This window comes from Kineococcus halophytocola (genome assembly GCF_041276425.1).
Lineage (GTDB): Bacteria > Actinomycetota > Actinomycetes > Actinomycetales > Kineococcaceae > Kineococcus > Kineococcus halophytocola.
In genome coordinates, this window is sequence record NZ_JBGFTU010000003.1 from 94926 (window position 1) to 114763 (window position 19838).

Here is a 19838-nt window from a genome sequence, read left to right on the forward strand (position 1 = left end):
CCGGGCCCCCACCGGAGTCACCGTCTCGTCACGATCCCACCACCGGCGTGGCGTTTCCGTGGACATCGTGAGCAGCTGCTGTACGGTCCAGCGGCATGAGTGACCAGGCGCAGGCCCCTCAGACGCCAGCGGCGCCGACCCCGTCCGCACGCCCGGACCGCCGTCCGCTCGTGCGCCTGGAGAACGTGCAGAAGCACTTCGGTGCCCTGCACGTCCTGCGCGACATCGACCTGACGATCGCCGAGGGCGAGGTCGTCGTGGTCATCGGCCCGTCGGGGTCGGGCAAGTCGACCCTGTGCCGCACGATCAACCGCCTGGAGACGATCGGCTCCGGGCGCATCACGATCGACGGCAAGGCCCTGCCCGCCGAGGGCAAGGAGCTGGCCCGGCTGCGCGCCGACGTCGGGATGGTCTTCCAGTCCTTCAACCTCTTCGCGCACAAGACGGTCACGGAGAACGTGACCCTCGGGCCGATCAAGGTCCGCGGGATCGGCGCCGCTCAGGCCGGCAAGCGGGCCGAGGAGCTGCTGGCCCGGGTCGGGCTCGCCGACCAGGGCGCGAAGTACCCCGCCCAGCTCTCCGGCGGCCAGCAGCAGCGCGTGGCCATCGCGCGGGCCCTGGCCATGGACCCCAAGGTCATGCTCTTCGACGAGCCGACCTCGGCCCTGGACCCGGAGATGATCAACGAGGTCCTCGACGTCATGACCTCCCTGGCCAAGGAGGGCATGACCATGGTCGTCGTCACGCACGAGATGGGCTTCGCCCGCCGCGCCGCCGACCGCGTCGTGTTCATGGCCGACGGGGCGATCCTGGAGGACACCGACCCCGAGACGTTCTTCACCGCGCCCCGGCACGACCGTGCCAAGGACTTCCTCTCGAAGATCCTCACCCACTGACCCCACCCCACCGACCGACCGCACCCCACCCCCGGAGGAATCCACCCCATGAGGTCCTTGCGATCGCTCACCCTGGCGGGCACGGCCGCCGCCCTGCTCGCCCTCACCGCCTGCGGCGGCGGGGACTCCTCGACCGACGAGGCCGCCCAGCCCAGCGCCGACACCAGCGCCTCCTTCGAGGCCGGCACGACGATGGCCGACATCAACCAGGCCGGCAGCATCACCATCGGCACCAAGTACGACCAGCCCGGGTTCGGCCTGGCCAACCTGTCCGGTGACCCCGAGGGCTTCGACGTCGACGTGGCGGAGTACATCGCCGCCAAGCTCGGGGTGGAGCCGGACGGCATCAACTGGACCGAGGCCCCCAGCGCCCAGCGCGAGGACCTCATCGCCAACGGAGACGTCGACATGGTGGTCGCCACGTACACCATCAACGACAAGCGCAAGGAGCGCGTCACGTTCGCCGGCCCCTACTACGAGGCCGGCCAGCAGATCATGGTGAACGCCGACAACACCACCATCACCGGGCCGGACGACCTCGCGGCCAACCCGGACGTGAAGATCTGCTCGGTCACCGGCTCCACCCCGGCCGAGAACATCCGCCAGTACCTGGCCGCCCCCGACCAGCTCGTCGAGTTCGACGTCTACGACAACTGCGTCGACGCCATGAAGAACGGCCAGGTGCAGGCCATGACGACCGACAACGTCATCCTCACCGGCTACGTCGCCGAGAACGAGGGCGAGTTCAAGCTCGTCGGTGAGCAGTTCACCGAGGAGCCCTACGGGATCGGCATCGAGAAGGGCGACACCGCCTTCTGCGAGTTCATCAACGAGACCCTGCAGGAGATGTCCGAGGACGGCTCCTACGAGGAGGCCTGGACGGCGACCGCGGGGCAGTTCGAGGGCACCGAGGTGCCGACGCTGCCCCAGGCCGACCCCTGCTCCTGACCCACCCGCCGCGCGCAGGGGGTGGGCCCGTCCCTCCGGGCGGGTCCACCCCCTGCGCCGCTGAGCCCTCGGAGGCCTGACCCGTGAGTGTCGTGACGGAGAACCTCGACCTGTGGTGGGGAGGTTTCCTGCGTTCCCTGGGCATCGCCCTGTGGGGCGCGGTCGGCAGTCTCGCGTGGGGCACGGTCCTGGCCGTCTTCCGCATCTCCCCCGTGCCCGTCCTGCGCGGGTTCGGTGCCTTCTACGTGACCTGGCTGCGCAACACCCCGCTGGCGATCGTGCTGTTCACCATGGCGTTCGGCATCCCCGCCCTGGGGATCAACGTCTCGTTCTACGCCTTCGGCGTCACCGGGCTGGTCCTCTACACCTCCGCCTTCGTCTGCGAGGCGGTGCGCTCGGGCATCTCGACCGTCCCCACCGGTCAGGCCGAGGCGGCCCGCTCCATCGGCCTGACGTTCGCCCAGACCCTGGGCCTGGTCGTCATGCCGCAGGCGCTGCGGGCGGTGGTGCCCCCCGTGGGCAACGTGATCATCGCGATGATCAAGAACTCCGCGGTCGTGGGTGCCATCGGCGTCGGCGGGGACCTCTTCAGCGCCTACAACCGCCTCACCAGTGCCCAGGGCTACGCGGCCCTGCCCGCCATCACCGGCATGGCCGTCGGCTTCCTCGTCCTGACCCTGTCCGCGGCCGGCCTGCTGGCCCTGTTCGAACGCCGGACGGTGATCGCCCGATGAGCGCCCCCACCGCTGTCCTCTTCGACACCCCGGGCCCGAAGGCCCGGCGGCGCACCCTCGCCGGCAGCGTCGTGGCCGGGCTGGTGCTGCTGGTCCTGCTCGTCCTCGTCGTGGTGCGCCTGGCCGACCGCGGCCAGCTCGACGCCGAGCTGTGGAACCCGCTGGTCAACCCCACCGACGAGGACTTCCCCGTCGTCTGGCAGCGCATCGGTGACGGCCTGCGGGTCACCCTGCTGGGCGCCGGGCTGGCGGTCGCCGCGTCCCTCGTCATCGGACTGGTCCTGGCCTCGCTGCGGCTGAGCCTGGGCCGGGTCGCGCGGACCCCCCTCGTCGGGGTGATGGAACTGCTGCGCGGCCTGCCGGTGATCGTCACGATCCTCTACACCGACATCCTGCTGCGCGCCGTCGGCGCCCACCGAGGGCCGCTGCTGTCCCTGGTCATCGCGCTCACGCTCTACAACTGCGTGATCATCGCGGAGATCACCCGCGCCGGGGTCCAGTCGCTGCCCAAGGGGCAGGTGGAGGCCGGGCTCGCCGTCGGCCTGACCCGGGGACAGGTCATGCGCTTCGTCCAGCTGCCCCAGGCGGTGCGGGCGATGCTGCCGGCCCTCATCAGCCAGCTCGTCGTCATCCTCAAGGACACGGCCCTGGCCAGCATCGTGCTGACCGGCATCCAGGACCTGGGCAAGATCGCCGACCAGTTGTCGGGGGCGCTGGACAACACGCTGCAGACCTACTTCGTCATCGGCCTGATCTACATCGTCATGAACCTCGCGCTGGAGCAGATCGCGAAGCTCGTCCAGCGACGGATGTCCGGCGCGGGCCGTTCGAAGGCCGACGTCCCGGTCGACGAGGGGGTGCGGGTGACCGGCGGCCAGAACGTCTGACCGCCGCCTCCCGGGGGCCTCGCTCAGATGTCGTCGCGGACCGTGTACAGCGTGAGCTTGCGGCCCGCGACGATGCCCCCCAACCGGGAGGCGCCCTCCGGGGTGGCGCGGAAGGCCCGGTAGGCGTCGTCGTGCTCCACCGACTCCCACCGCTCGACGATCGAGACGTGCCGCTCGTCGGCGTTGTCGAAGAGGACCTCGCAGCCGAGGTTCCCCTCGAAGGAGCGCGTCGCCTCGAGGGTCTCGGTGAGGATGGCGGGGGCCTGGGCGACTCCCTCCGCCGTGAGGGTCAGTTCCAGGATCGCGATGGTGGTCACGGGCCGAACCTACGCCTGCTCCTCCAGCGCCTCGCGCACGACCCGGAGCACGACGTCGGTGGGGAACCCGCGCCGGGCCAGCATCCCGAACAGGCGCCGCTCGGCCACGGCCCGTTCCAGGCCCCGCACCGAGCGCAGCTTGCGCTCCACGAGGTCGCGCGCCGCCTCGAGCTGGGTGTCGTGGTCCACGGCCTCCAGGGCCTGCGCGGCGGTCTCGTCGTCCACGCCCTTGCGGCGCAGCTCCTGGGCCAGGGCGCGCCGGCCGCGGCCGACGCTGCGTGAGCGCACCCAGCCGTCGGCGAAGGCGCGGTCGTCGACGAGACCGACCTCCTCGAAGCGGTCCAGGACCTCGACCGCGACGTCGGCCGGTACCTCCTTGGCGGCCATCTTGTCCGCCAGCTGCGCCCGCGTGCGCGGGGCCATCGTCAACTGGCGCAACGCGATGGTGCGGGCGACCTCGCGCGGGTCGGCCTCCCGGTCCGGGTTCTCCTCCGGACCGGGGGGCGTCTGCTCGCGAGGGCTCAGAACTCGACCTTCGCCTCGGCGTCGACCTCGGCCGGGGCGTCCATCCGGGCGCCGATGCCGAGCTTCTCCTTGATGCGCTTCTCGATCTCGTCGCCGAGGTCGGGGTTGTCGCGCAGGAAGGCGCGGGCGTTCTCCTTGCCCTGACCGAGCTGGTCGCCCTCGTACGTGTACCAGGCGCCGGACTTGCGGACGAAGCCGTGCTCGACGCCGAGGTCGATGAGGCCGCCCTCCCGGGAGATGCCCTGGCCGTAGATGATGTCGAACTCCGCCTGCTTGAACGGCGGGGACACCTTGTTCTTGACGACCTTGACGCGGGTCCGGTTGCCGACGGGCTGGGTGCCGTCCTTGAGCGTCTCGATCCGGCGCACGTCCAGGCGCACGGAGGCGTAGAACTTCAGCGCCTTGCCGCCCGTCGTCGTCTCGGGCGAGCCGAACATGACGCCGATCTTCTCGCGGAGCTGGTTGATGAAGATGGCCGTCGTGCCCGAGTGGTTCAGCGCACCGGTGATCTTGCGCAGGGCCTGCGACATGAGCCGCGCCTGCAGACCGACGTGGCTGTCACCCATCTCGCCCTCGATCTCGGCCTTGGGCACGAGGGCCGCGACCGAGTCGATGACGATGATGTCGAGGGCGCCGGAGCGGATCAGCATGTCCGCGATCTCCAGCGCCTGCTCCCCCGTGTCCGGCTGGGACACGAGCAGGGCGTCGGTGTCCACGCCGAGCTTGGCGGCGTAGTCGGGGTCGAGCGCGTGCTCGGCGTCGATGAAGGCGGCGATGCCGCCCTTGCGCTGGGCGTTGGCCACCGCGTGCAGGGCGACCGTCGTCTTCCCGGAGGACTCCGGGCCGTAGACCTCCACCACGCGCCCGCGCGGGAGGCCGCCGATGCCGAGCGCCACGTCGAGGGCGATGGCACCGGTGGGGATGACCTCGATCGGGGGGCGGACGTCGTCGCCCAGCCGCATGACCGAGCCCTTGCCGAAGTTCTTGTCGATCGCGGCGAGCGCGGCGTCGAGGGCCTTCTCGCGGTCCGCAGGAGCGGGCATGTCCTCACCTCTGGTCGTGGTTCCAACTGATGCGGGTCACGCTAGGACGGACCTCCGACACGACCCCCGCGCGAGCGGTGGACTGTGGACGACGCGGCCCGGCGAGCCCCTGTGGACACCGCGATGCTATCCGTACACGTGTTCGATCCCAAGCCGGCGCCGGGTGGCGTGTCGGTGGCTAGGCTCGCCGCCGTGACCCCGCACACCCCCCAGGTCCTCGATCCGCGCGGCGCCGCCCTCGTCCCGGCCGGCGCCGCCCTCGAACGCCTCGGCAGCGGCAGCACGTGGGCCGAGGGCCCCCTGTGGCTGCCGGCCGAGCGCGCCTGCGTCGTCAGCGACATCCCGGGGAACCGGGTCCTGCGCTGGGACGAGGCGACGGGCACCGAGGCCGAGGGCGGTGGCGGGTTGACCGTGCACCGCGACGGGGTGGAGTTCACCAACGGGCGCACGCTCGACCGCGAGGGCCGGGTGGTCGCGTGCTCGCACGGGCGCCGCGCGATCGAGCGCACCGAGGCCGACGGCACCACGCACGTCCTCGTCGACCGGTTCGCCGGGCAGCGGTTCAACTCCCCCAACGACGTCGTCGTGGCCCGCGACGGCGCGATCTGGTTCACCGACCCGCCGTACGGGATCACCGTCGAGGTGGAGGGGCACGAGGGGTTCCGCGAGTACGGGGACAACTTCGTCTTCCGCTTCGACCCGGCGACGGAGGAGCTGCGCGTCGTCGTCACCGACGTCGAGGAGCCCAACGGCCTGGCCTTCTCCCCCGACGAGTCCCTGCTCTACGTCGCGGACACCTCCGCGGCGCCCACCCCCGGCAACGGGACGCACCGGCTCATCCGCGTCTACGACGTGCTGACCGGCGTCCGCGGGGGCCGCGGCGCCGGCGCCGTCCCGTCCGGGCCGGTCGTGAAGAACGGCCGCGTGTTCGTCGAGGTCGACCGCGGCCTGGCCGACGGGTTCCGCGTCGACACCGCCGGGAACGTCTGGACGAGCAACGGGGACGCCGTCACGGTGTTCGCCCCCGACGGCACCCGGCTGCTGGAGGTCGTCGTGGGCGAGGTCGTGGCGAACGTCTGCTTCGGCGGCGCGGAGGGCACCGACCTGTTCGTGGCCGCCTCCACGAGCCTGTACCGGCTGCGGACGGCCGCCGTGGGCGCGGACCTGACGTGGCTCTGACGCCGGAACCCGCGCGCCCGGAGCCGCCGCAGCGGGACGGCGAGCGGGAGACGCTGGCGGGTTTCCTCGACGTCCACCGCGCCACGTTCGCCTGGAAGGTCGCGGGGCTGGACGCCGACCTGCTGCGCGAGCGGATCGACGGCGCGACCGGCGAGTGAGCTGGGCGGGTCAGCGGCGCCGGGGGCGCGGGTCCTTCCCCAGCCGGCGCTCCTGCGGCACGTCCATGGCGTCGCACAGGGCCAGCCAGATCGCCTTCGGGTCCACGCCCGCGTCCAGGGCCTCGCGCGCGGTGCGGTCGTCCAGGGCCAGCAGGTGCTGGTCGGCGGCCAGCGAGCGCCCGTAGGCGTCCCCGAACTCGTCGGTGACCAGGGTCCAGAACTCGCTGACGCGCATGGGCGCCAGGGTGCCACGCGGCGCACGGGCCGCCGTCACGAAGCGCACGTGTCGGAGGCGGGTGGTGTCATGACGGGGTGAGCACGCCGCGCCCGGCCGCACCGGCCCCCGACCTGTCCGCACCGGAGGTGCTGGGCCGGTTCTCCGAGGCCACCCGGGCCTGGTTCACCGGGGCGTTCGAGGCCCCCACCCCCGCCCAGCTCGGCGCGTGGGACGCCGTCAGCCGCGGCCGGCACGCGCTCGTCGTGGCCCCCACGGGGTCGGGCAAGACGCTGTCGGCGTTCCTGTGGGCCCTGGACGGCCTGGCGGCCGAGCCGGTGCCGGAGGACAAGGACCACCGCTGCCGGGTGCTGTACGTCTCCCCCCTCAAGGCCCTCGCCGTCGACGTCGAGCGCAACCTGCGCTCCCCGCTGACGGGCATCCGGCAGGCAGCCCAGCGCCTGGGCCTGCCCGTGCCCGACGTGCGCGTGGGCGTGCGCTCGGGGGACACCTCGGCCGAGGAGCGCCGCGGGTTCACCCGCACGCCGCCGGACGTGCTCATCACCACCCCGGAGTCGCTGTTCCTGCTGCTGACGTCCAAGGCGCGCGAGCAGCTGCGCGGGGTGCGCACGGTCGTGCTCGACGAGGTCCACGCGATGGCGGGCTCCAAGCGCGGGGCGCACCTGGCGGTGTCGCTGGAACGCCTCGACGCGCTCGTCACCGCCGCCGGTGGCGAACCCACCCAGCGCGTCGGGCTCTCGGCCACGGTGCGCCCGGTGCAGACGGTCGCCGAGTGGGTCTCGGGCGGGCGGCCCGTCACCGTCGTGCAGCCGCCGTCGACGAAGGAGTTCGACCTCAAGGTCGTCGTCCCCGTGGAGGACATGAGCGAGCTGGACGCCTCCGGTCGCGGCGCGGAGGACCCCGACGACCTCACGGGGCAGGCGGCGGGGAACCCGCGCCGGGCGAGCATCTGGCCGCACGTGGAGGAACGCATCGTCGACCTCGTGGCCGACCACCGCTCCACGTTGGTGTTCTCCAACTCCCGCCGGCTGTCCGAACGGCTCACCGCGCGCCTGAACGAGGTCTGGGACGAGCGCCTGAACCCCGAGGGGGAGGACGGGGACGCCCCCGCGGCTCCCCCCGCCGAGGTGATGGGTGCCGCCGGGCACGCGCAGAACCGCCCACCGGTCCTGGCCCGCGCCCACCACGGCTCGGTCTCCAAGGAGCAGCGGTCCCTCATCGAGGAGGACCTCAAGGCCGGACGGCTGCCCGCGGTCGTCGCCACGTCGAGCCTGGAACTCGGGATCGACATGGGGGCCGTCGACCTCGTCGTCCAGGTGGAGTCCCCGCCCAGCGTGGCCAGCGGGCTGCAACGCGTCGGCCGGGCCGGGCACCAGGTCGGCGCGGTCTCGCGCGGCGTGCTGTTCCCGAAGTTCCGCGGGGACCTGCTGCAGACGGCGGTCGTCGTGGAACGCATGCGCGACGGCCGCATCGAGGAGCTGCGCGTCCCCGCGAACCCCCTCGACGTGCTGGCCCAGCAGATCGTGGCGATGGTCGCGATGGACGAGTGGACGGTGCCGGACCTGCTGGCCCTGGCCCAGCGCGCCGCCCCGTTCGCGACGCTGTCGCGCGCGGTGCTCGACGCCGTCCTGGACATGCTGTCCGGGCGGTACCCGAGCGACGAGTTCGCCGAGCTGCGCCCGCGGCTGGTGTGGGACCGCGTCACCGACACCCTCACCGGACGTCCCGGGGCGCAACGGCTCGCGGTGACCAGCGGCGGCACGATCCCCGACCGCGGGTTGTTCGGCGTGTTCCTCGCCTCCGGGGAGGGCCCGGGCCGGCGCGTGGGGGAACTGGACGAGGAGATGGTCTACGAGTCCCGCGTCGGGGACGTCATCACCCTGGGTTCCTCGGCGTGGCGGGTGGAGGACATCACCCACGACCGCGTGCTCGTCACGCCCGCCCCGGGGCAGCCGGGGCGGTTGCCGTTCTGGCACGGGGAGGCGCTGGGCCGACCCGCCGAACTCGGCCGGGCCCTGGGGGAGTTCGTCCGCGAACTGGGGTCCCTCGACGGGGGTTTCGGCGGCGATGCCGCACGCGAGCGCGTGCTGGCCGCCGGGCTGGACGACTGGGCCACGGGCAACCTGCTGGCCTACCTCACCGAGCAGCAGGAGGCGACGCGGCACGTCCCGGACGACCGCACCATCGTCGTGGAGCGGTTCCGCGACGAGCTCGGGGACTGGCGCATCTGCCTGCACTCCCCCTTCGGCGGCCAGGTCCACTCCCCCTGGGCGCTGGCCCTGGGGGCCCGGATGCGCGAACGGTTCGGCGTCGACGTCCAGGCCATGCCCGCCGACGACGGGATCGTCCTGCGACTGCCGGACCTGGACCTGCCCGAGGGGCAGGCCCCCGACGTGGCCGACCTCGTGGCGCTGGAGGCGAACGAGGTGGCCGAGCTGGTGACGGCCGAGATCGGCGGCTCGGCGCTGTTCGCCTCCCGGTTCCGCGAGTGCGCCTCCCGGGCCCTGCTGCTGCCCCGCCGTCAGCCGGGCCGACGTCAGCCGCTGTGGCAGCAGCGCCAGCGCGCGGCCTCGCTGCTCCAGGTCGCGAGCCGGTTCGCGAGCTTCCCGATCGTGCTGGAGACGGTGCGCGAGTGCCTGTCCGACGTCTTCGACGTGACGGGCCTGGAACAGCTCATGGGCGACCTGGCCGCGCGGAAGGTCCGCATCGTCGAGGTCGAGTCCCCCCAGCCCTCCCCCTTCGCCCGCGGCCTGATGTTCGGCTACGTCGCGCAGTTCCTCTACGAGGGCGATTCCCCGCTGGCCGAGCGGCGGGCCGCGGCGCTGGCCCTGGACCCGAGCCTGCTGGCCGAGTTGCTGGGCCGCGGCGAGGGCGCGGCGCTGCGCGACCTGCTGGACCCCGAGGCCGTGCAGCGCACCGAGGACGAGCTGCAGCGCCTCGTGCCCGAGCGGAAGTCGACCGACGCCGAGGACGTGGCGGACCTGCTGCGGGTGCTGGGGCCGCTGACGACCGCCGAGGTCGCCGCCCGCAGCGAAGGCGACGCCGCGCGCTGGCTGGCGGGGCTGGAGGGGGCGCGCCGCCTCATCCGGGTCCGCATCGCCGGGGAGGAGCACTGGGCCGTCATCGAGGACGCCGGCCGGCTGCGCGACGGTCTGGGCACCCCGCTGCCCGTCGGCATCCCCGAGGCGTTCACCGAACCGGTGGCCGACCCGCTGGCCGAGCTGTTCGGGCGCTACGCCCGCACGCGCGGCCCGTTCACCGTCACCGACGCCGCGGCCCGCTTCGGCGTGGGCCGGGCGGTGGCCCACGACGCGCTGCGCCGCCTGCAGGCCTCCGGCCGCCTCGTGGAGGGCGAGCTGCGCCCGGGCGGGACGGGCTTGGAGTTCTGCGACGCCGACGTCCTGCGCATCCTGCGCCGCCGGTCGCTGGCCGCGCTGCGCGCCGACGTCGAGCCCGTCCCCCCGCGCGACCTGGCCCGGTTCCTGCCCGCCTGGCAGGGCGTGAGCACCGGCCTGCGGCAGCGGATGCGCGGCGTCGACGGGGTGCTGCGCGTCGTGGAGCAGCTCGCCGGCGCGGTCGTGCCGGCCAGCGCGCTGGAACCGCTCGTCCTCGCCTCCCGCGTCGAGGGGTACGCGCCGGCGATGCTCGACGAGCTCACCGCGGCCGGGGAGGTCGTGTGGTCCGGGCACGGCAGCCTGCCCGGGGACGACGGGTGGGTCTCGCTGCACCCGGCCGACCTGGCCCCGCTGACCCTGCCGGACCCGGCCGAGGCCGACGTCGAGGTCGACACCGAGCTGCACCGCGCCGTCTTGGACGCGCTCGGGGGTGGGGGCGCCTACTTCTTCCGGGCCCTGTCCGACGCCGTGGGCTCCACCGACGACCCGGGGCTGACCACCGTCCTGTGGGACCTGGTGTGGGCGGGGCGGCTGACCAACGACACGCTGGCGCCGCTGCGCAACCGCCTCGGGGGTCGCGGCGCCCACAAGCCGCGGGCGGCGGCGCCGCGGACGCGGTACGCGCGCCCGGGCCGGGCGCCCCGCGGCACCCGGCGCCTGGAGCTGCCCTCGCGCAGCGGGCCGCCGTCGGCCGCGGGACGCTGGTCGTTGCTGCCGGAGGTCGAGACCGACGCGACGGTGCGCGCCCACGCCAGTGCCGAGGTGCTGCTGGACCGGCACGGCGTGCTGACGCGCGGTGCGGTCGGCAGCGAGCGCGTCCCCGGGGGGTTCGCCGCGGTCTACAAGGTGCTCTCGGCGTTCGAGGACGCCGGCCGGGCCCGCCGCGGGTACTTCGTCGAGGGGCTGGGCGCCTCGCAGTTCGCCACGACGGGTGCGGTGGACCGGCTGCGGGACACGGCCAAGCCCGTGGGGGGCACCAGCCCGTCGCAGCGGCGCGGTGCCCCGGACACCGGGCCGGGTGCGCTGGTGCTGGCGGCCACCGACCCGGCGACCCCCTACGGCGCGGCGCTGCCGTGGCCCGATCGGCCCGAGGGCAGCACCGGGGCCAGCGGTCACCGCCCGGGTCGCAAGGCGGGCGCCCTCGTCGTGCTGGTCGACGGCGAGCTGGTCCTGTACGTCGAGCGCGGGGGCCGGTCGGTGCTGTCCTGGACGACGCAGGAGGACGTCCTGCAGCCCGCGGCCGACGCCCTGGCCCTGGCCGTGCGCGAGGGGGTGCTGGGCAAGCTGACGGTGGAGAAGGCCGACGGCAGCGGCGTCCTGGCCGCCGACTCCCCCCTCGGCCGGGCCCTGGAGGGCGCCGGCTTCCACGCCACGCCCCGCGGTCTGCGGATCCGGAGCTGAGCCGGTGCCGGAGGGGGACGTCGTCTGGCGCACCGCACGGCGCCTGCACCGGGCGCTGTCGGGGCGGGAGCTGACCGGCAGCGACCTGCGCTGGCCCAGCCTGGCCACCGTCGACCTCACCGGCCGCGAGGTCGTCGAGGTCGTCAGCGCCGGCAAGCACGTCCTGACCCGGATCGCGGCCGGCCCGGCCGCCGACGGGACACCGGAACCGGCGCTCACGCTGCACAGCCACCTGCGGATGGAGGGGTCCTGGTTCGTCGAGCGGACCGGCGACCCCGGCGGGCGCCGCTCGGCCTCCGGTGTCCGCGCCGTGCTCGGCACCGACGTCTGGACGGCGGTGGGCCACAAGCTGGGGATGCTCGACCTCGTCACCACCGACCGCGAGCACGAGCTCGTCGGCCACCTCGGCCCGGACCTGCTGGGCCCGGGCTGGGACCCGGTGGAGGCCGAGCGGCGGCTGCTGCAGGACCCCGGCCGGGAGGTGGGGGCGGCGCTGCTGGACCAGCGCGTGCTGGCCGGGGTGGGCACGTTCTACCTGGCCGAGGCGTGCTTCCTGGCCCGGCTCACGCCCTGGTCACCGGTGCGGGACCTGCAGGACCCGACGGCGTTCGTGGCCCTGGTGCACCGGCTGCTGGACCTCAACAAGGACCGTGCCGACCAGGTGACCACAGGTGACCTGCGCCGGGGTCGGCAGAACTACGCCCACGCCCGGTCCGGCCTGCCGTGCCTGCGGTGCGGGGCGACGGTGCGGGTGGCGATGATCGGGGACCCGCCGCAGGACCGGACGGCGTTCTACTGCCCCGGCTGCCAGCGCGGCCCGGCCCCCACGGACGGCGGCCGGCCGCAGCGCCCGTTGGGCAGCTCCGGCCGGCCGCAGACCGCGCGCGCCTACCGCGCGCGGAGGTGATCCGGGAGGTCGTGACCCCGGTCAGGCCGCCGGGGTGAGGCGGCGGCGCACGATGAGCTCCAGCTCGGCGGGCAGGCCCTCCAGCTCCACGGAGAACTCCCGGCTGGGGACCTCCCCCAGGGCCGCACCGATGGCGTGATCGACGACCGAGTCGACGGCCTGCTCGACGAGGGCGTCCAGGTCGGTGTCCAGGTCGGTGTCCAGGTCTGCCTCCAACCCGGCCTCCAGCCCGGTGTCCAACCCCGGCAACGGGGCCGGCTCCTGCGGGGCGGGGGCGACGACCTCGGCGGGAGCCGGTCGCGGGGCGGCCGGGACGATGCCCTCGGCGGCGAAGCGGCGGCGCGTCCCGGCGCCCTCCTCGTCGGCGATGCGCCGGGTCACCTCCCCCAGCACCTCCGAGAGCGGGACGTCCAGGGCCGTGCAGATGGAGGCCAGCAGCTCGCTGGAGGCCTCCTTCTGGCCACGTTCGACCTCGCTGAGGTACCCCAGGGAGACCCGTGCCGTCGAGGAGACCTCGCGCAGCGTCCGCTGCTGCCCGCGCCGTTCATCGCGCAGCACGTCACCGATCGTCCGGCGGAGCACGACCATGCGGCGGCCTCCCTCAGGGAGTCGAGGTGGCAGTCCCGTCAGCACCGGTCGTCCGTCCGGCGCTGTGCGGTGGCTGCCCGTAGTGGAACCACCACCGTACCCCGGACGGGGCGCGGAGGGGGTGGTGGGAACGGGGTTGCGCACGTACGGCTCAACTCCCCGGCGCGGCGTCCTGTTCCTCGGACCGGGCACCCGCGGCGGCACCGAGGAGGGCCGCGAGCTCGGCCAGGACCGCGCGCACCGTCTCCCCCCGCACCGCGGCCCGGTCCCCCGGGACCTGCAACCGCACGTGCCGGGCGCCCCCGGGCAGGTCGTCGGCGGCCACGGCGACGAACACCGTCCCGGCGGGGAACCCGTCGGCCGGGCCGGGCCCGGCGACGCCGGTGGTGGCCAGGCCGACGTCCGCGCCGAGCACGCGGCGAGCGCCCCGGGCCATCTGCTCGGCCACGGCACCGTCGACGGGCCCGGTGCGGGCCAGGGCGTCCGCGTCCACCCCCAGCACGCCGGCCTTCAGCTCGCTCGCGTAGGCCACCACGCCGCCGCGGACGACGGCGGAGGCACCGGGCACGTCGACGAGCGCGGCGCACAGGAGCCCACCGGTCAGCGATTCGGCGGTGGCCACGGTGCGGCCGGCGGCGGTCAGCGCCGCGACCACGGCCGGCGCGGCGGTGCTCACGCGCCCGGGCGCAGGAGCCTGGCCCCGGCGACGACGTACGCCCACGCGCTCCAGATCGTCAGGACCACCGCGACCGCCATCACCGCCAGGCACAGCGGGTCCAGCGCCGCCGGCAGGGGCAGGACGAACAGGCCCACCGCGACGGTCTGGACGACCGTCTTGACCTTGCCGCCCTTGGCGGCGGGGATGACGCCGCGACGGATGACGATGAAGCGCAGCAGGGTGACCAGCAGTTCCCGGGCCAGGATGACCACCGTCATCCACCACCACAACCGCCCCTGCAACGACAGGACGACCAGACCGGCGCCGATGAGCGCCTTGTCGGCGATGGGGTCGGCGATCTTGCCGAAGTCGGAGACGACCCCCCAGCGGCGGGCGAGGTGCCCGTCGTAGCGGTCGGTGATGCTGGCGGCGACGAAGACCACGCTCGCGGCGATCCGCCAGCGCCAGTTCGTCCCCCCGTCGGCGGCCAGGAACCAGACGAACACCGGCACGACGACGATCCGCAGCACGGTCAGCGCGTTCGGCAGGTGCACCCGGTGCGCGTTCCGCCAGTGCAGACCCGCCTTGGTGCTCATGCCCCGACCGTAGTACCCACCAGCGGTTCGGCGAGCAGGTCGGCTCCGGCCACCCCCGTGACCCGGGCCCGGACCAGGTCACCGACCGCGACGTCCACCCCGGGCGGCAGGTCCAGCTCGGTCTCCCCGTCGACGTCGGGGCCCTGGTGGGCGGCGCGGCCGACGACGTGCGGGTCACCGTCCTCGTCGAGGACGGACTCCACGAGCACCTCGACGACCTCCCCGAGGCGCTCCTCGGCGCGCTGGGCGACGAGTTCCTCCACGAGCCGGCTCACGCGGTCGGCGCGGGCGGCGACGACGTCCTCGGGCAGCTTGCCCTCCAGGGTGGCGGCCTCGGTGCCGTCCTCGTCGGAGTAGCCGAACACGCCGACGACGTCGAGGCGGGCGCGTTCGAGGAAGGAGCACAGCTCGTCCACGTCGTCCTCGGTCTCCCCGGGGAAACCGACGATGACGTTGGAGCGCACACCGGCGGTGGGGAAGCGTTCGCGCACCTGCTCCAGCAGGGCCAGGAACGCCTCGGTGCTGCCGAAGCGGCGCATGCGGCGCAGCACGTTCGGCGCCGAGTGCTGGAAGGAGAGGTCGAAGTAGGGCACGACCCCGGGTGTGGTGGTCAGGGCGTCCAGCAAGCCCGGGCGGACCTCGGCCGGCTGCAGGTAGGACACGCGCACCCGCTCGATGCCCTCGACCGCGGCGACCTGCGGCAGCAGCGCCTCCAGCGCGCGCAGGTCCCCGAGGTCCTTGCCGTAGGAGGTGGTGTTCTCGCTGACGAGGAACACCTCCTTCACGCCCTGCCCGGCCAGCCAACGCGTCTCGGCCAGGACCTCCTCGGCGGGCCGGGAGACGAAGGAGCCGCGGAAGGCGGGGATGGCGCAGAACGAGCAGCGGCGGTCGCAGCCGGCGGCGATCTTGACCGGGGCCCAGGGACCGGACCCCAGCCGGCGGCGCACGACCCGCGGGCCGCTGGCCGGGGCCAGGCCCTCGGGCAGGTCCGGCTCGGTGCCCGGCGTGGTCTGGAACGTCGCGGCGCGGGCGGCCTGGCGCTCGGCCGGGGCCAGCGGGAGCAGGGTGCGCCGGTCCCGCGGGACGTGGGACTCGCGCTTCTCTCCGTGCAGGATCGCCTCGAGGTGGCTGGACAGGTCGGTGTAGGAGTCGAAGCCCAGGACGGCGTCGGCCTCCGGCAGCGACTCGGCGAGGTCCTTGCCGTAGCGCTCGGCCATGCACCCGACGGCGACGACGGCGCGCGTGCGACCGGCCTCCTTCAGGTCGGCGGCGGCCAGCACCGTGTCGATGGAGTCCTTCTTGGCCTGCTCCACGAACCCGCACGTGTTGACGACGGCGACGTCCGCGCCGTCGGCGTCCTCGACCAGGGTCCACCCGGCGTCGGCGAGCCGGCCCGCCAGCTCCTCAGAGTCGACGTCGTTGCGGGCGCAACCGAGGGTGACGAGGGCGACGGAACGGGTGGGGGTGGGCACCGCCCCAGGGTACGTGTCCCCCGGCCGGGCCCCGGCCCGGCGGCGCCCGGGCGGATCAGCCGGTGCGGGCGCGAGGGGACGGTCCGGCGGGGACGCGCCCGACCTCCCCGACCCCGGGGGCCGCCCGGCCCGGGGGGTCCTCGGTCGACCCGGAGGCGGCGTCCGCGGCGGTGCGCGGCGGTTCCGCCTCGCGGGCGGGCTCGCGGGCGGGCTCGCGGGCGGGCTCGCGGGCGGGCTCGGTGGCCGGTGGGGGGTGGTGCGGGTGCTCCAGCGGCGGGCCGTCCTCCAGCAGGGCCCGCATGGGCCGGGTGGGCCGGAACCAGCCGCCGTCGGGGGGCAGGGCCGTCAGCCGGGTCCGGCCCAGGGACACCTGGAACGCGCCCGGCACGTCCTCCAGGTCGACGAACTCGATGAGCGCGGACTCCTGCGCGTACCCGGCGACCTCGGCGAAGGACAGGACGACGACCCGCACCCCCGCGCGGTGCAGCTCCTCCAGGGGGCCGAGGAAGTTGCGGCCGTCCCCGCTGGCCACGACGACCCGGCGCAGCCGGTGGCTGGCCTGCCGGGAGGCGATGTGCTGCAGCATCGCGTCGTCGACGTCGTCCTCGGGGTGGACCTTGGGCCGGGCGAACACGGCGTACCCGAAGTTGCGCAGCGCCTCGATCCACCCCCGCAGCGAGACCGCGCTCGTGGGGTGGACGTTCGTGAACACGCACCCCTCGACCTCGTGGTCGGCGGCCTCGGCCAGGAACCAGCGGGCGATCGCGTCGAACCGCGGGCGGTCCGAGGACGCCGGCCGCGACCCGAGGATGGCCGACAGCGTCATGTCGATGTTCGGCGCGTCCCAGACCAGGAGGTCCAGGTCGCGGCGCTCGGTCTCGCGGCGTTCCCCCCGCTCGCCGGGCCGGTCGGCGGACGGCCGGCCGGGCTCTGCGGGTCGGGGCGCGTCCATGGGTCAAAGTTACACGGAGAGTCACCGATGGTCGACGGTGCGCTTGCTCTGCGTGACGTGTCGTGCGCACCGTTCCGAGTCGTTGGAGCGGAGCGCCGAACCTACCGGCGCTCCGCTCCCCCCCCCCCCCCCCACCCCCCCCCACGACCCCCACCCGCTGGGCGAGCCGTCAGCGGCGGTCCAGCAGCTCCCAGGCGTCCTCGGTGCCCTCGACGTCGACGACCTCGGGCTCCCCCGTAGGCTCGGCGGCCGTCGGCGGTTCCTCCCCCCGCATGAGGGCCAGGGTGGCGGGCAGGTCGTCCGGGCGCACCAGCACGTCGCGGGCCTTGGACCCCTCGCTGGGCCCGACGACCCCCCGCGACTCCAGCAGGTCCATGAGCCGCCCGGCCTTGGCGAACCCCACGCGCAGCTTGCGCTGCAGCATCGACGTCGACCCGAACTGCGTCGTCACCACCAGCTCGGCGGCCTGCAGCAGCACGTCGAGGTCGTCGCCGATCTCCTCGTCGATCTGCTTCTTCTGCGTCGGAGCGACCACGTCCTCGCGGTACACCGGCTGCAACTGCGACTTCACGTGCGAGACGACGGCCTCGATCTCGCTCTCGGTGACCCAGGCCCCCTGCACGCGCATCGGCTTGGAGGCCCCCATCGGCAGGAACAGCGCGTCCCCCTGCCCGACGAGCTTCTCGGCGCCGGGCTGGTCGAGCACGACGCGGGAGTCGGCCAGCGAGCTCGTCGCGAACGCCAGCCGCGAGGGGACGTTGGCCTTGATCAGACCGGTGACGACGTCGACCGAGGGGCGCTGGGTGGCCAGGACCAGGTGGATCCCGGCGGCGCGCGCGAGCTGGGTGATGCGCTGGATGGAGGCCTCCACGTCCCGGGGGGCGACCATCATGAGGTCGGCGAGCTCGTCGACGATCACCAGCAGGTACGGGTAGGGGTGCAGCACCCGCTGCGAACCCTCCGGCGGGGTGACCTTGCCGGCCCGCACCGCCTTGTTGAAGTCGTCGACGTGCTTGAACCCGAACGCCGCGAGGTCGTCGTAGCGCACGTCCATCTCGCGCACGACCCACTCCAGGGCCTCGGCCGCCTTCTTCGGGTTCGTGATGATCGGGGTGATGAGGTGCGGGATGCCCTCGTAGATCGTCAGCTCGACGCGCTTGGGGTCCACGAGCACCATCCGCACCTCGTCGGGCGTGGCGCGCATGAGGATCGAGGTGATCATCGAGTTCACGAAGCTGGACTTCCCGGCGCCGGTGGCCCCGGCGACGAGCAGGTGCGGCATCTTGGCCAGGTTCGCCACGACGAACCCGCCCTCGACGTCCTTGCCCACGCCCATGACCATCGGGTGCTCGGTGGAGGTCGAGGCGTGCGAGCGCAGGACGTCCCCCAGGGAGACCGTCTCGCGGTCGCTGTTGGGGATCTCGATGCCGATCGCGGACTTGCCCGGGATCGGGGACAGGATGCGCACGTCGGCGCTGGCCACCGCGTAGGCGATGTTCTTGGACAGCTGCGTGACCCGCTCGACCTTCGTGCCGGGGCCGAGCTCGACCTCGTAGCGCGTGACCGTCGGGCCGCGGGAGAACCCGGTGACCCGGGCGTCGATGTCGAACTGGTCCAGGACCCCCGACAGCGCCTCCACGACGCGGTCGTTGGCCGCGCTGCGCTCCTTCGGCGGGGTCCCCGGGGTCAGGGCCGCCGCCTCGGGCAGGGAGTAGGTGACGTCCGGGGCCAGCGTCAGCTGCTCGATCCGCGGGGGCAGCGGGGTGGCGTCCGGCGGCGGGAGGTCCTTGGGCTTGCTGGCCGGCACCGACGCGCCGTCCACGACCGGGGCCTCGACGGCGGTCAGGGCCTCGCGCACCGAGGGGACGTCGGAGGGGACCGCCCGGCGCTCGCCGGGACGGGGCGGGCGCCCGGTCTCCTCCACGGCGGCGTCGGTGATGGCGGCCTGCTCGAACGCCTCGTCCCCCACGCGGGCGGCCGCCTCCTGCGCCTCCTGCGCGGCGGCCTTGCGCCCGCGGCGGCGCGGCGGGGCGTCCTCCCCCTCCCCCGGCCCGGCCTCGACCGCCCGGGCCGCGCGCTGGCGGGCCAGCGCCGAGGCGGGCAGGTCGCGCCGGTCCTCGCGCGAGGCCCGCGGAGCGGGGGCGGGACGGTGCGGGTGGTGGGTCAGCCGCTCGTACGCCTCGCGCAGCCGGGAGGGGATGGCGTGCACGGGGGTCGCGGTGAGCACCAGGACGCCGAAGAAGCCCAGGAGCACCAGGATCGGGACCACGACCCACCCGGTCAGCGCCGTCGTGAGGGGTCCGGCGACGAGGAACCCCAGCATCCCGCCGGAGTCGGTGACGGCTCCGGCGCCCTCGGGCCCGGTGGGCGAGGGCGCGCCGGTGGCCAGGTGCACCAGTCCGGCCGTGGCCAGCGTCAGCGCCGCCGAGCCGACGACGGCCCGCGTGGTGGTCTGGGTGTGGTCGGGGTGGCGCAGCAGGTGCACGGCCAGCCCGACGAGGACGACGGGCAGCACCAGGGCGACCTCGCCGAACGTGCCGGCGACCACGGTGTGGATCACCGCGCCCGCCCGGCCCGGCAACCCCCACCACTCCCGGGCGGCGACGACGATGGCCAGGGCGAGCAGGGCGAAGCCGGCGCCGTCGCGGCGCAGCTCGGGGTCCAGGTCGCGGGCCCCGGTGCCGATGCGGCGGGCGGCGCCACCGACGACGTGGGCGCAGCCCATGTAGACGGCGGTCACGGCCCGCACGGGCCAGGAGGGGCCGGTGCTGACGGGGGCCCGCTTGGCGGGCGCCTTGGCCGAGGAGCGGTTGGCGGCGGGACGGGCACCCCGGGTGCCCGTGGAGCGGGCGGGGGCCCGGCCCCCGGCCGGGGCGGACTTCGTCGTGCCCTTGGTGCCACCTCGCGAACCGGTCGCCACTGTGGAGGCCCCTCCCCTGCTGCTGCT

Annotated in this window: 17 protein-coding genes and 1 pseudogene; 8 read left to right on the forward strand and 10 right to left on the reverse strand. The window is 74.4% G+C overall.

The genetic code is table 11. From position 1 onward, the window contains the following. Positions 1-95: 95 nt before the first annotated feature. The 4 genes from AB2L27_RS03405 (at position 96) to AB2L27_RS03420 (ending at position 3465) form a co-directional block, all read left to right on the forward strand. The gene (locus AB2L27_RS03405; protein ID WP_370440062.1) at positions 96-896 is read left to right on the forward strand and encodes an amino acid ABC transporter ATP-binding protein; all 801 of its coding nucleotides are present in this window, start codon (positions 96-98) and stop codon (positions 894-896) included. A 48-nt stretch (positions 897-944) separates the two neighbouring features. Then, positions 945-1844, forward strand: a complete 900-nt coding sequence (locus AB2L27_RS03410; protein WP_370440063.1) for a glutamate ABC transporter substrate-binding protein — start codon at positions 945-947, stop codon at positions 1842-1844. A gap of 83 nt (positions 1845-1927) precedes the next feature. Then, complete coding sequence (locus AB2L27_RS03415) at positions 1928-2578, forward strand: amino acid ABC transporter permease (RefSeq protein ID WP_370440064.1); 651 nt, start codon at positions 1928-1930, stop codon at positions 2576-2578. Next, positions 2575-3465, forward strand: a complete 891-nt coding sequence (locus tag AB2L27_RS03420) for an amino acid ABC transporter permease (protein ID WP_370440065.1) — start codon at positions 2575-2577, stop codon at positions 3463-3465. The genes AB2L27_RS03415 and AB2L27_RS03420 overlap by 4 nt, the downstream gene beginning before the upstream one ends. Positions 3466-3488: 23 nt before the next feature. Here AB2L27_RS03420 and AB2L27_RS03425 read toward each other — a convergent pair whose 3' ends face one another. The 3 genes from AB2L27_RS03425 to recA are packed head-to-tail and all read right to left on the reverse strand — an operon-like array spanning position 3489 to position 5350. Beyond that, positions 3489-3782 (reverse strand): putative quinol monooxygenase, encoded by a 294-nt coding sequence (locus AB2L27_RS03425; protein WP_370440066.1) that lies wholly within the window; start codon positions 3780-3782, stop codon positions 3489-3491. A 9-nt stretch (positions 3783-3791) separates the two neighbouring features. Beyond that, the gene (locus tag AB2L27_RS03430; RefSeq protein WP_416211189.1) at positions 3792-4307 is read right to left on the reverse strand and encodes a regulatory protein RecX; all 516 of its coding nucleotides are present in this window, start codon (positions 4305-4307) and stop codon (positions 3792-3794) included. After that, positions 4304-5350 (reverse strand): recombinase RecA, encoded by a 1047-nt coding sequence (gene recA, locus AB2L27_RS03435; RefSeq protein ID WP_370440068.1) that lies wholly within the window; start codon positions 5348-5350, stop codon positions 4304-4306. Before recA ends, AB2L27_RS03430 begins: the two co-directional genes overlap by 4 nt. Before the next feature lie 192 nt (positions 5351-5542). Between recA and AB2L27_RS03440 the strand changes: the two genes are divergently transcribed. Both AB2L27_RS03440 and AB2L27_RS03445 read left to right on the forward strand, forming a co-directional pair. Next, a complete protein-coding gene (locus tag AB2L27_RS03440) occupies positions 5543-6529 on the forward strand; it encodes an SMP-30/gluconolactonase/LRE family protein (RefSeq protein ID WP_370440069.1) in 987 nt (328 codons plus the stop codon). After that, positions 6520-6687 (forward strand): hypothetical protein, encoded by a 168-nt coding sequence (locus tag AB2L27_RS03445; RefSeq protein ID WP_370440070.1) that lies wholly within the window; start codon positions 6520-6522, stop codon positions 6685-6687. The genes AB2L27_RS03440 and AB2L27_RS03445 overlap by 10 nt, the downstream gene beginning before the upstream one ends. A 10-nt stretch (positions 6688-6697) precedes the next feature. Here AB2L27_RS03445 and AB2L27_RS03450 read toward each other — a convergent pair whose 3' ends face one another. Next, on the reverse strand, positions 6698-6922 hold the full coding sequence (locus tag AB2L27_RS03450; RefSeq protein WP_370440071.1) for a DUF3046 domain-containing protein: 225 nt from the start codon (positions 6920-6922) through the stop codon (positions 6698-6700). A 77-nt stretch (positions 6923-6999) separates the two neighbouring features. Between AB2L27_RS03450 and AB2L27_RS03455 the strand changes: the two genes are divergently transcribed. Continuing rightward, positions 7000-11718: an ATP-dependent helicase gene (locus AB2L27_RS03455; protein WP_370440072.1), complete on the forward strand. Its 4719-nt coding sequence runs from the start codon at positions 7000-7002 to the stop codon at positions 11716-11718. Positions 11719-11722: 4 nt separating this feature from the next. After that, complete coding sequence (locus tag AB2L27_RS03460) at positions 11723-12625, forward strand: DNA-formamidopyrimidine glycosylase family protein (RefSeq protein ID WP_370440073.1); 903 nt, start codon at positions 11723-11725, stop codon at positions 12623-12625. Between the two features lie 351 nt (positions 12626-12976). Here the strand turns inward: AB2L27_RS03460 and AB2L27_RS03465 are convergent. From AB2L27_RS03465 to AB2L27_RS03490, 6 genes and pseudogenes are all read right to left on the reverse strand, one after another. Then, positions 12977-13213 (reverse strand): annotated as a pseudogene (locus tag AB2L27_RS03465) (helix-turn-helix domain-containing protein); the annotation flags it as partial. A 151-nt stretch (positions 13214-13364) separates the two neighbouring features. Next, a complete protein-coding gene (locus AB2L27_RS03470) occupies positions 13365-13889 on the reverse strand; it encodes a CinA family protein (RefSeq protein WP_370440074.1) in 525 nt (174 codons plus the stop codon). Then, the gene (pgsA, locus tag AB2L27_RS03475; RefSeq protein ID WP_370440075.1) at positions 13886-14467 is read right to left on the reverse strand and encodes a CDP-diacylglycerol--glycerol-3-phosphate 3-phosphatidyltransferase; all 582 of its coding nucleotides are present in this window, start codon (positions 14465-14467) and stop codon (positions 13886-13888) included. The genes AB2L27_RS03470 and pgsA overlap by 4 nt, the downstream gene beginning before the upstream one ends. Beyond that, positions 14464-15939 (reverse strand): 30S ribosomal protein S12 methylthiotransferase RimO, encoded by a 1476-nt coding sequence (gene rimO / locus AB2L27_RS03480; protein WP_370440076.1) that lies wholly within the window; start codon positions 15937-15939, stop codon positions 14464-14466. Before rimO ends, pgsA begins: the two co-directional genes overlap by 4 nt. A 55-nt stretch (positions 15940-15994) precedes the next feature. Next, positions 15995-16891 carry an NYN domain-containing protein gene (locus AB2L27_RS03485; RefSeq protein ID WP_370440077.1) on the reverse strand — a complete coding sequence of 299 codons (897 nt, stop codon included), beginning with the start codon at positions 16889-16891 and terminating at the stop codon, positions 15995-15997. Positions 16892-17060: 169 nt separating this feature from the next. Further along, entirely contained in the window at positions 17061-19616 is a 2556-nt protein-coding gene (locus AB2L27_RS03490; RefSeq protein ID WP_370440192.1) for a DNA translocase FtsK, read from the reverse strand. Positions 19617-19838: the final 222 nt, after the last annotated feature.

Excerpts from the sequence above, each read along its gene's own strand:
- AB2L27_RS03485 (WP_370440077.1), bottom strand. The coding sequence starts at position 16,891 with ATGGACGCGCCCCGACCCGCAGAGCCCGGCCGGCCGTCCGCCGACCGG.
- AB2L27_RS03405 (WP_370440062.1), top strand. The coding sequence starts at position 96 with ATGAGTGACCAGGCGCAGGCCCCTCAGACGCCAGCGGCGCCGACCCCG.
- recA (WP_370440068.1), bottom strand. The coding sequence starts at position 5,350 with ATGCCCGCTCCTGCGGACCGCGAGAAGGCCCTCGACGCCGCGCTCGCC.
- AB2L27_RS03420 (WP_370440065.1), top strand. The coding sequence starts at position 2,575 with ATGAGCGCCCCCACCGCTGTCCTCTTCGACACCCCGGGCCCGAAGGCC.
- AB2L27_RS03450 (WP_370440071.1), bottom strand. The coding sequence starts at position 6,922 with ATGCGCGTCAGCGAGTTCTGGACCCTGGTCACCGACGAGTTCGGGGAC.
- pgsA (WP_370440075.1), bottom strand. The coding sequence starts at position 14,467 with ATGAGCACCAAGGCGGGTCTGCACTGGCGGAACGCGCACCGGGTGCAC.
- AB2L27_RS03490 (WP_370440192.1), bottom strand. The coding sequence starts at position 19,616 with ATGGGCTGCGCCCACGTCGTCGGTGGCGCCGCCCGCCGCATCGGCACC.
- AB2L27_RS03410 (WP_370440063.1), top strand. The coding sequence starts at position 945 with ATGAGGTCCTTGCGATCGCTCACCCTGGCGGGCACGGCCGCCGCCCTG.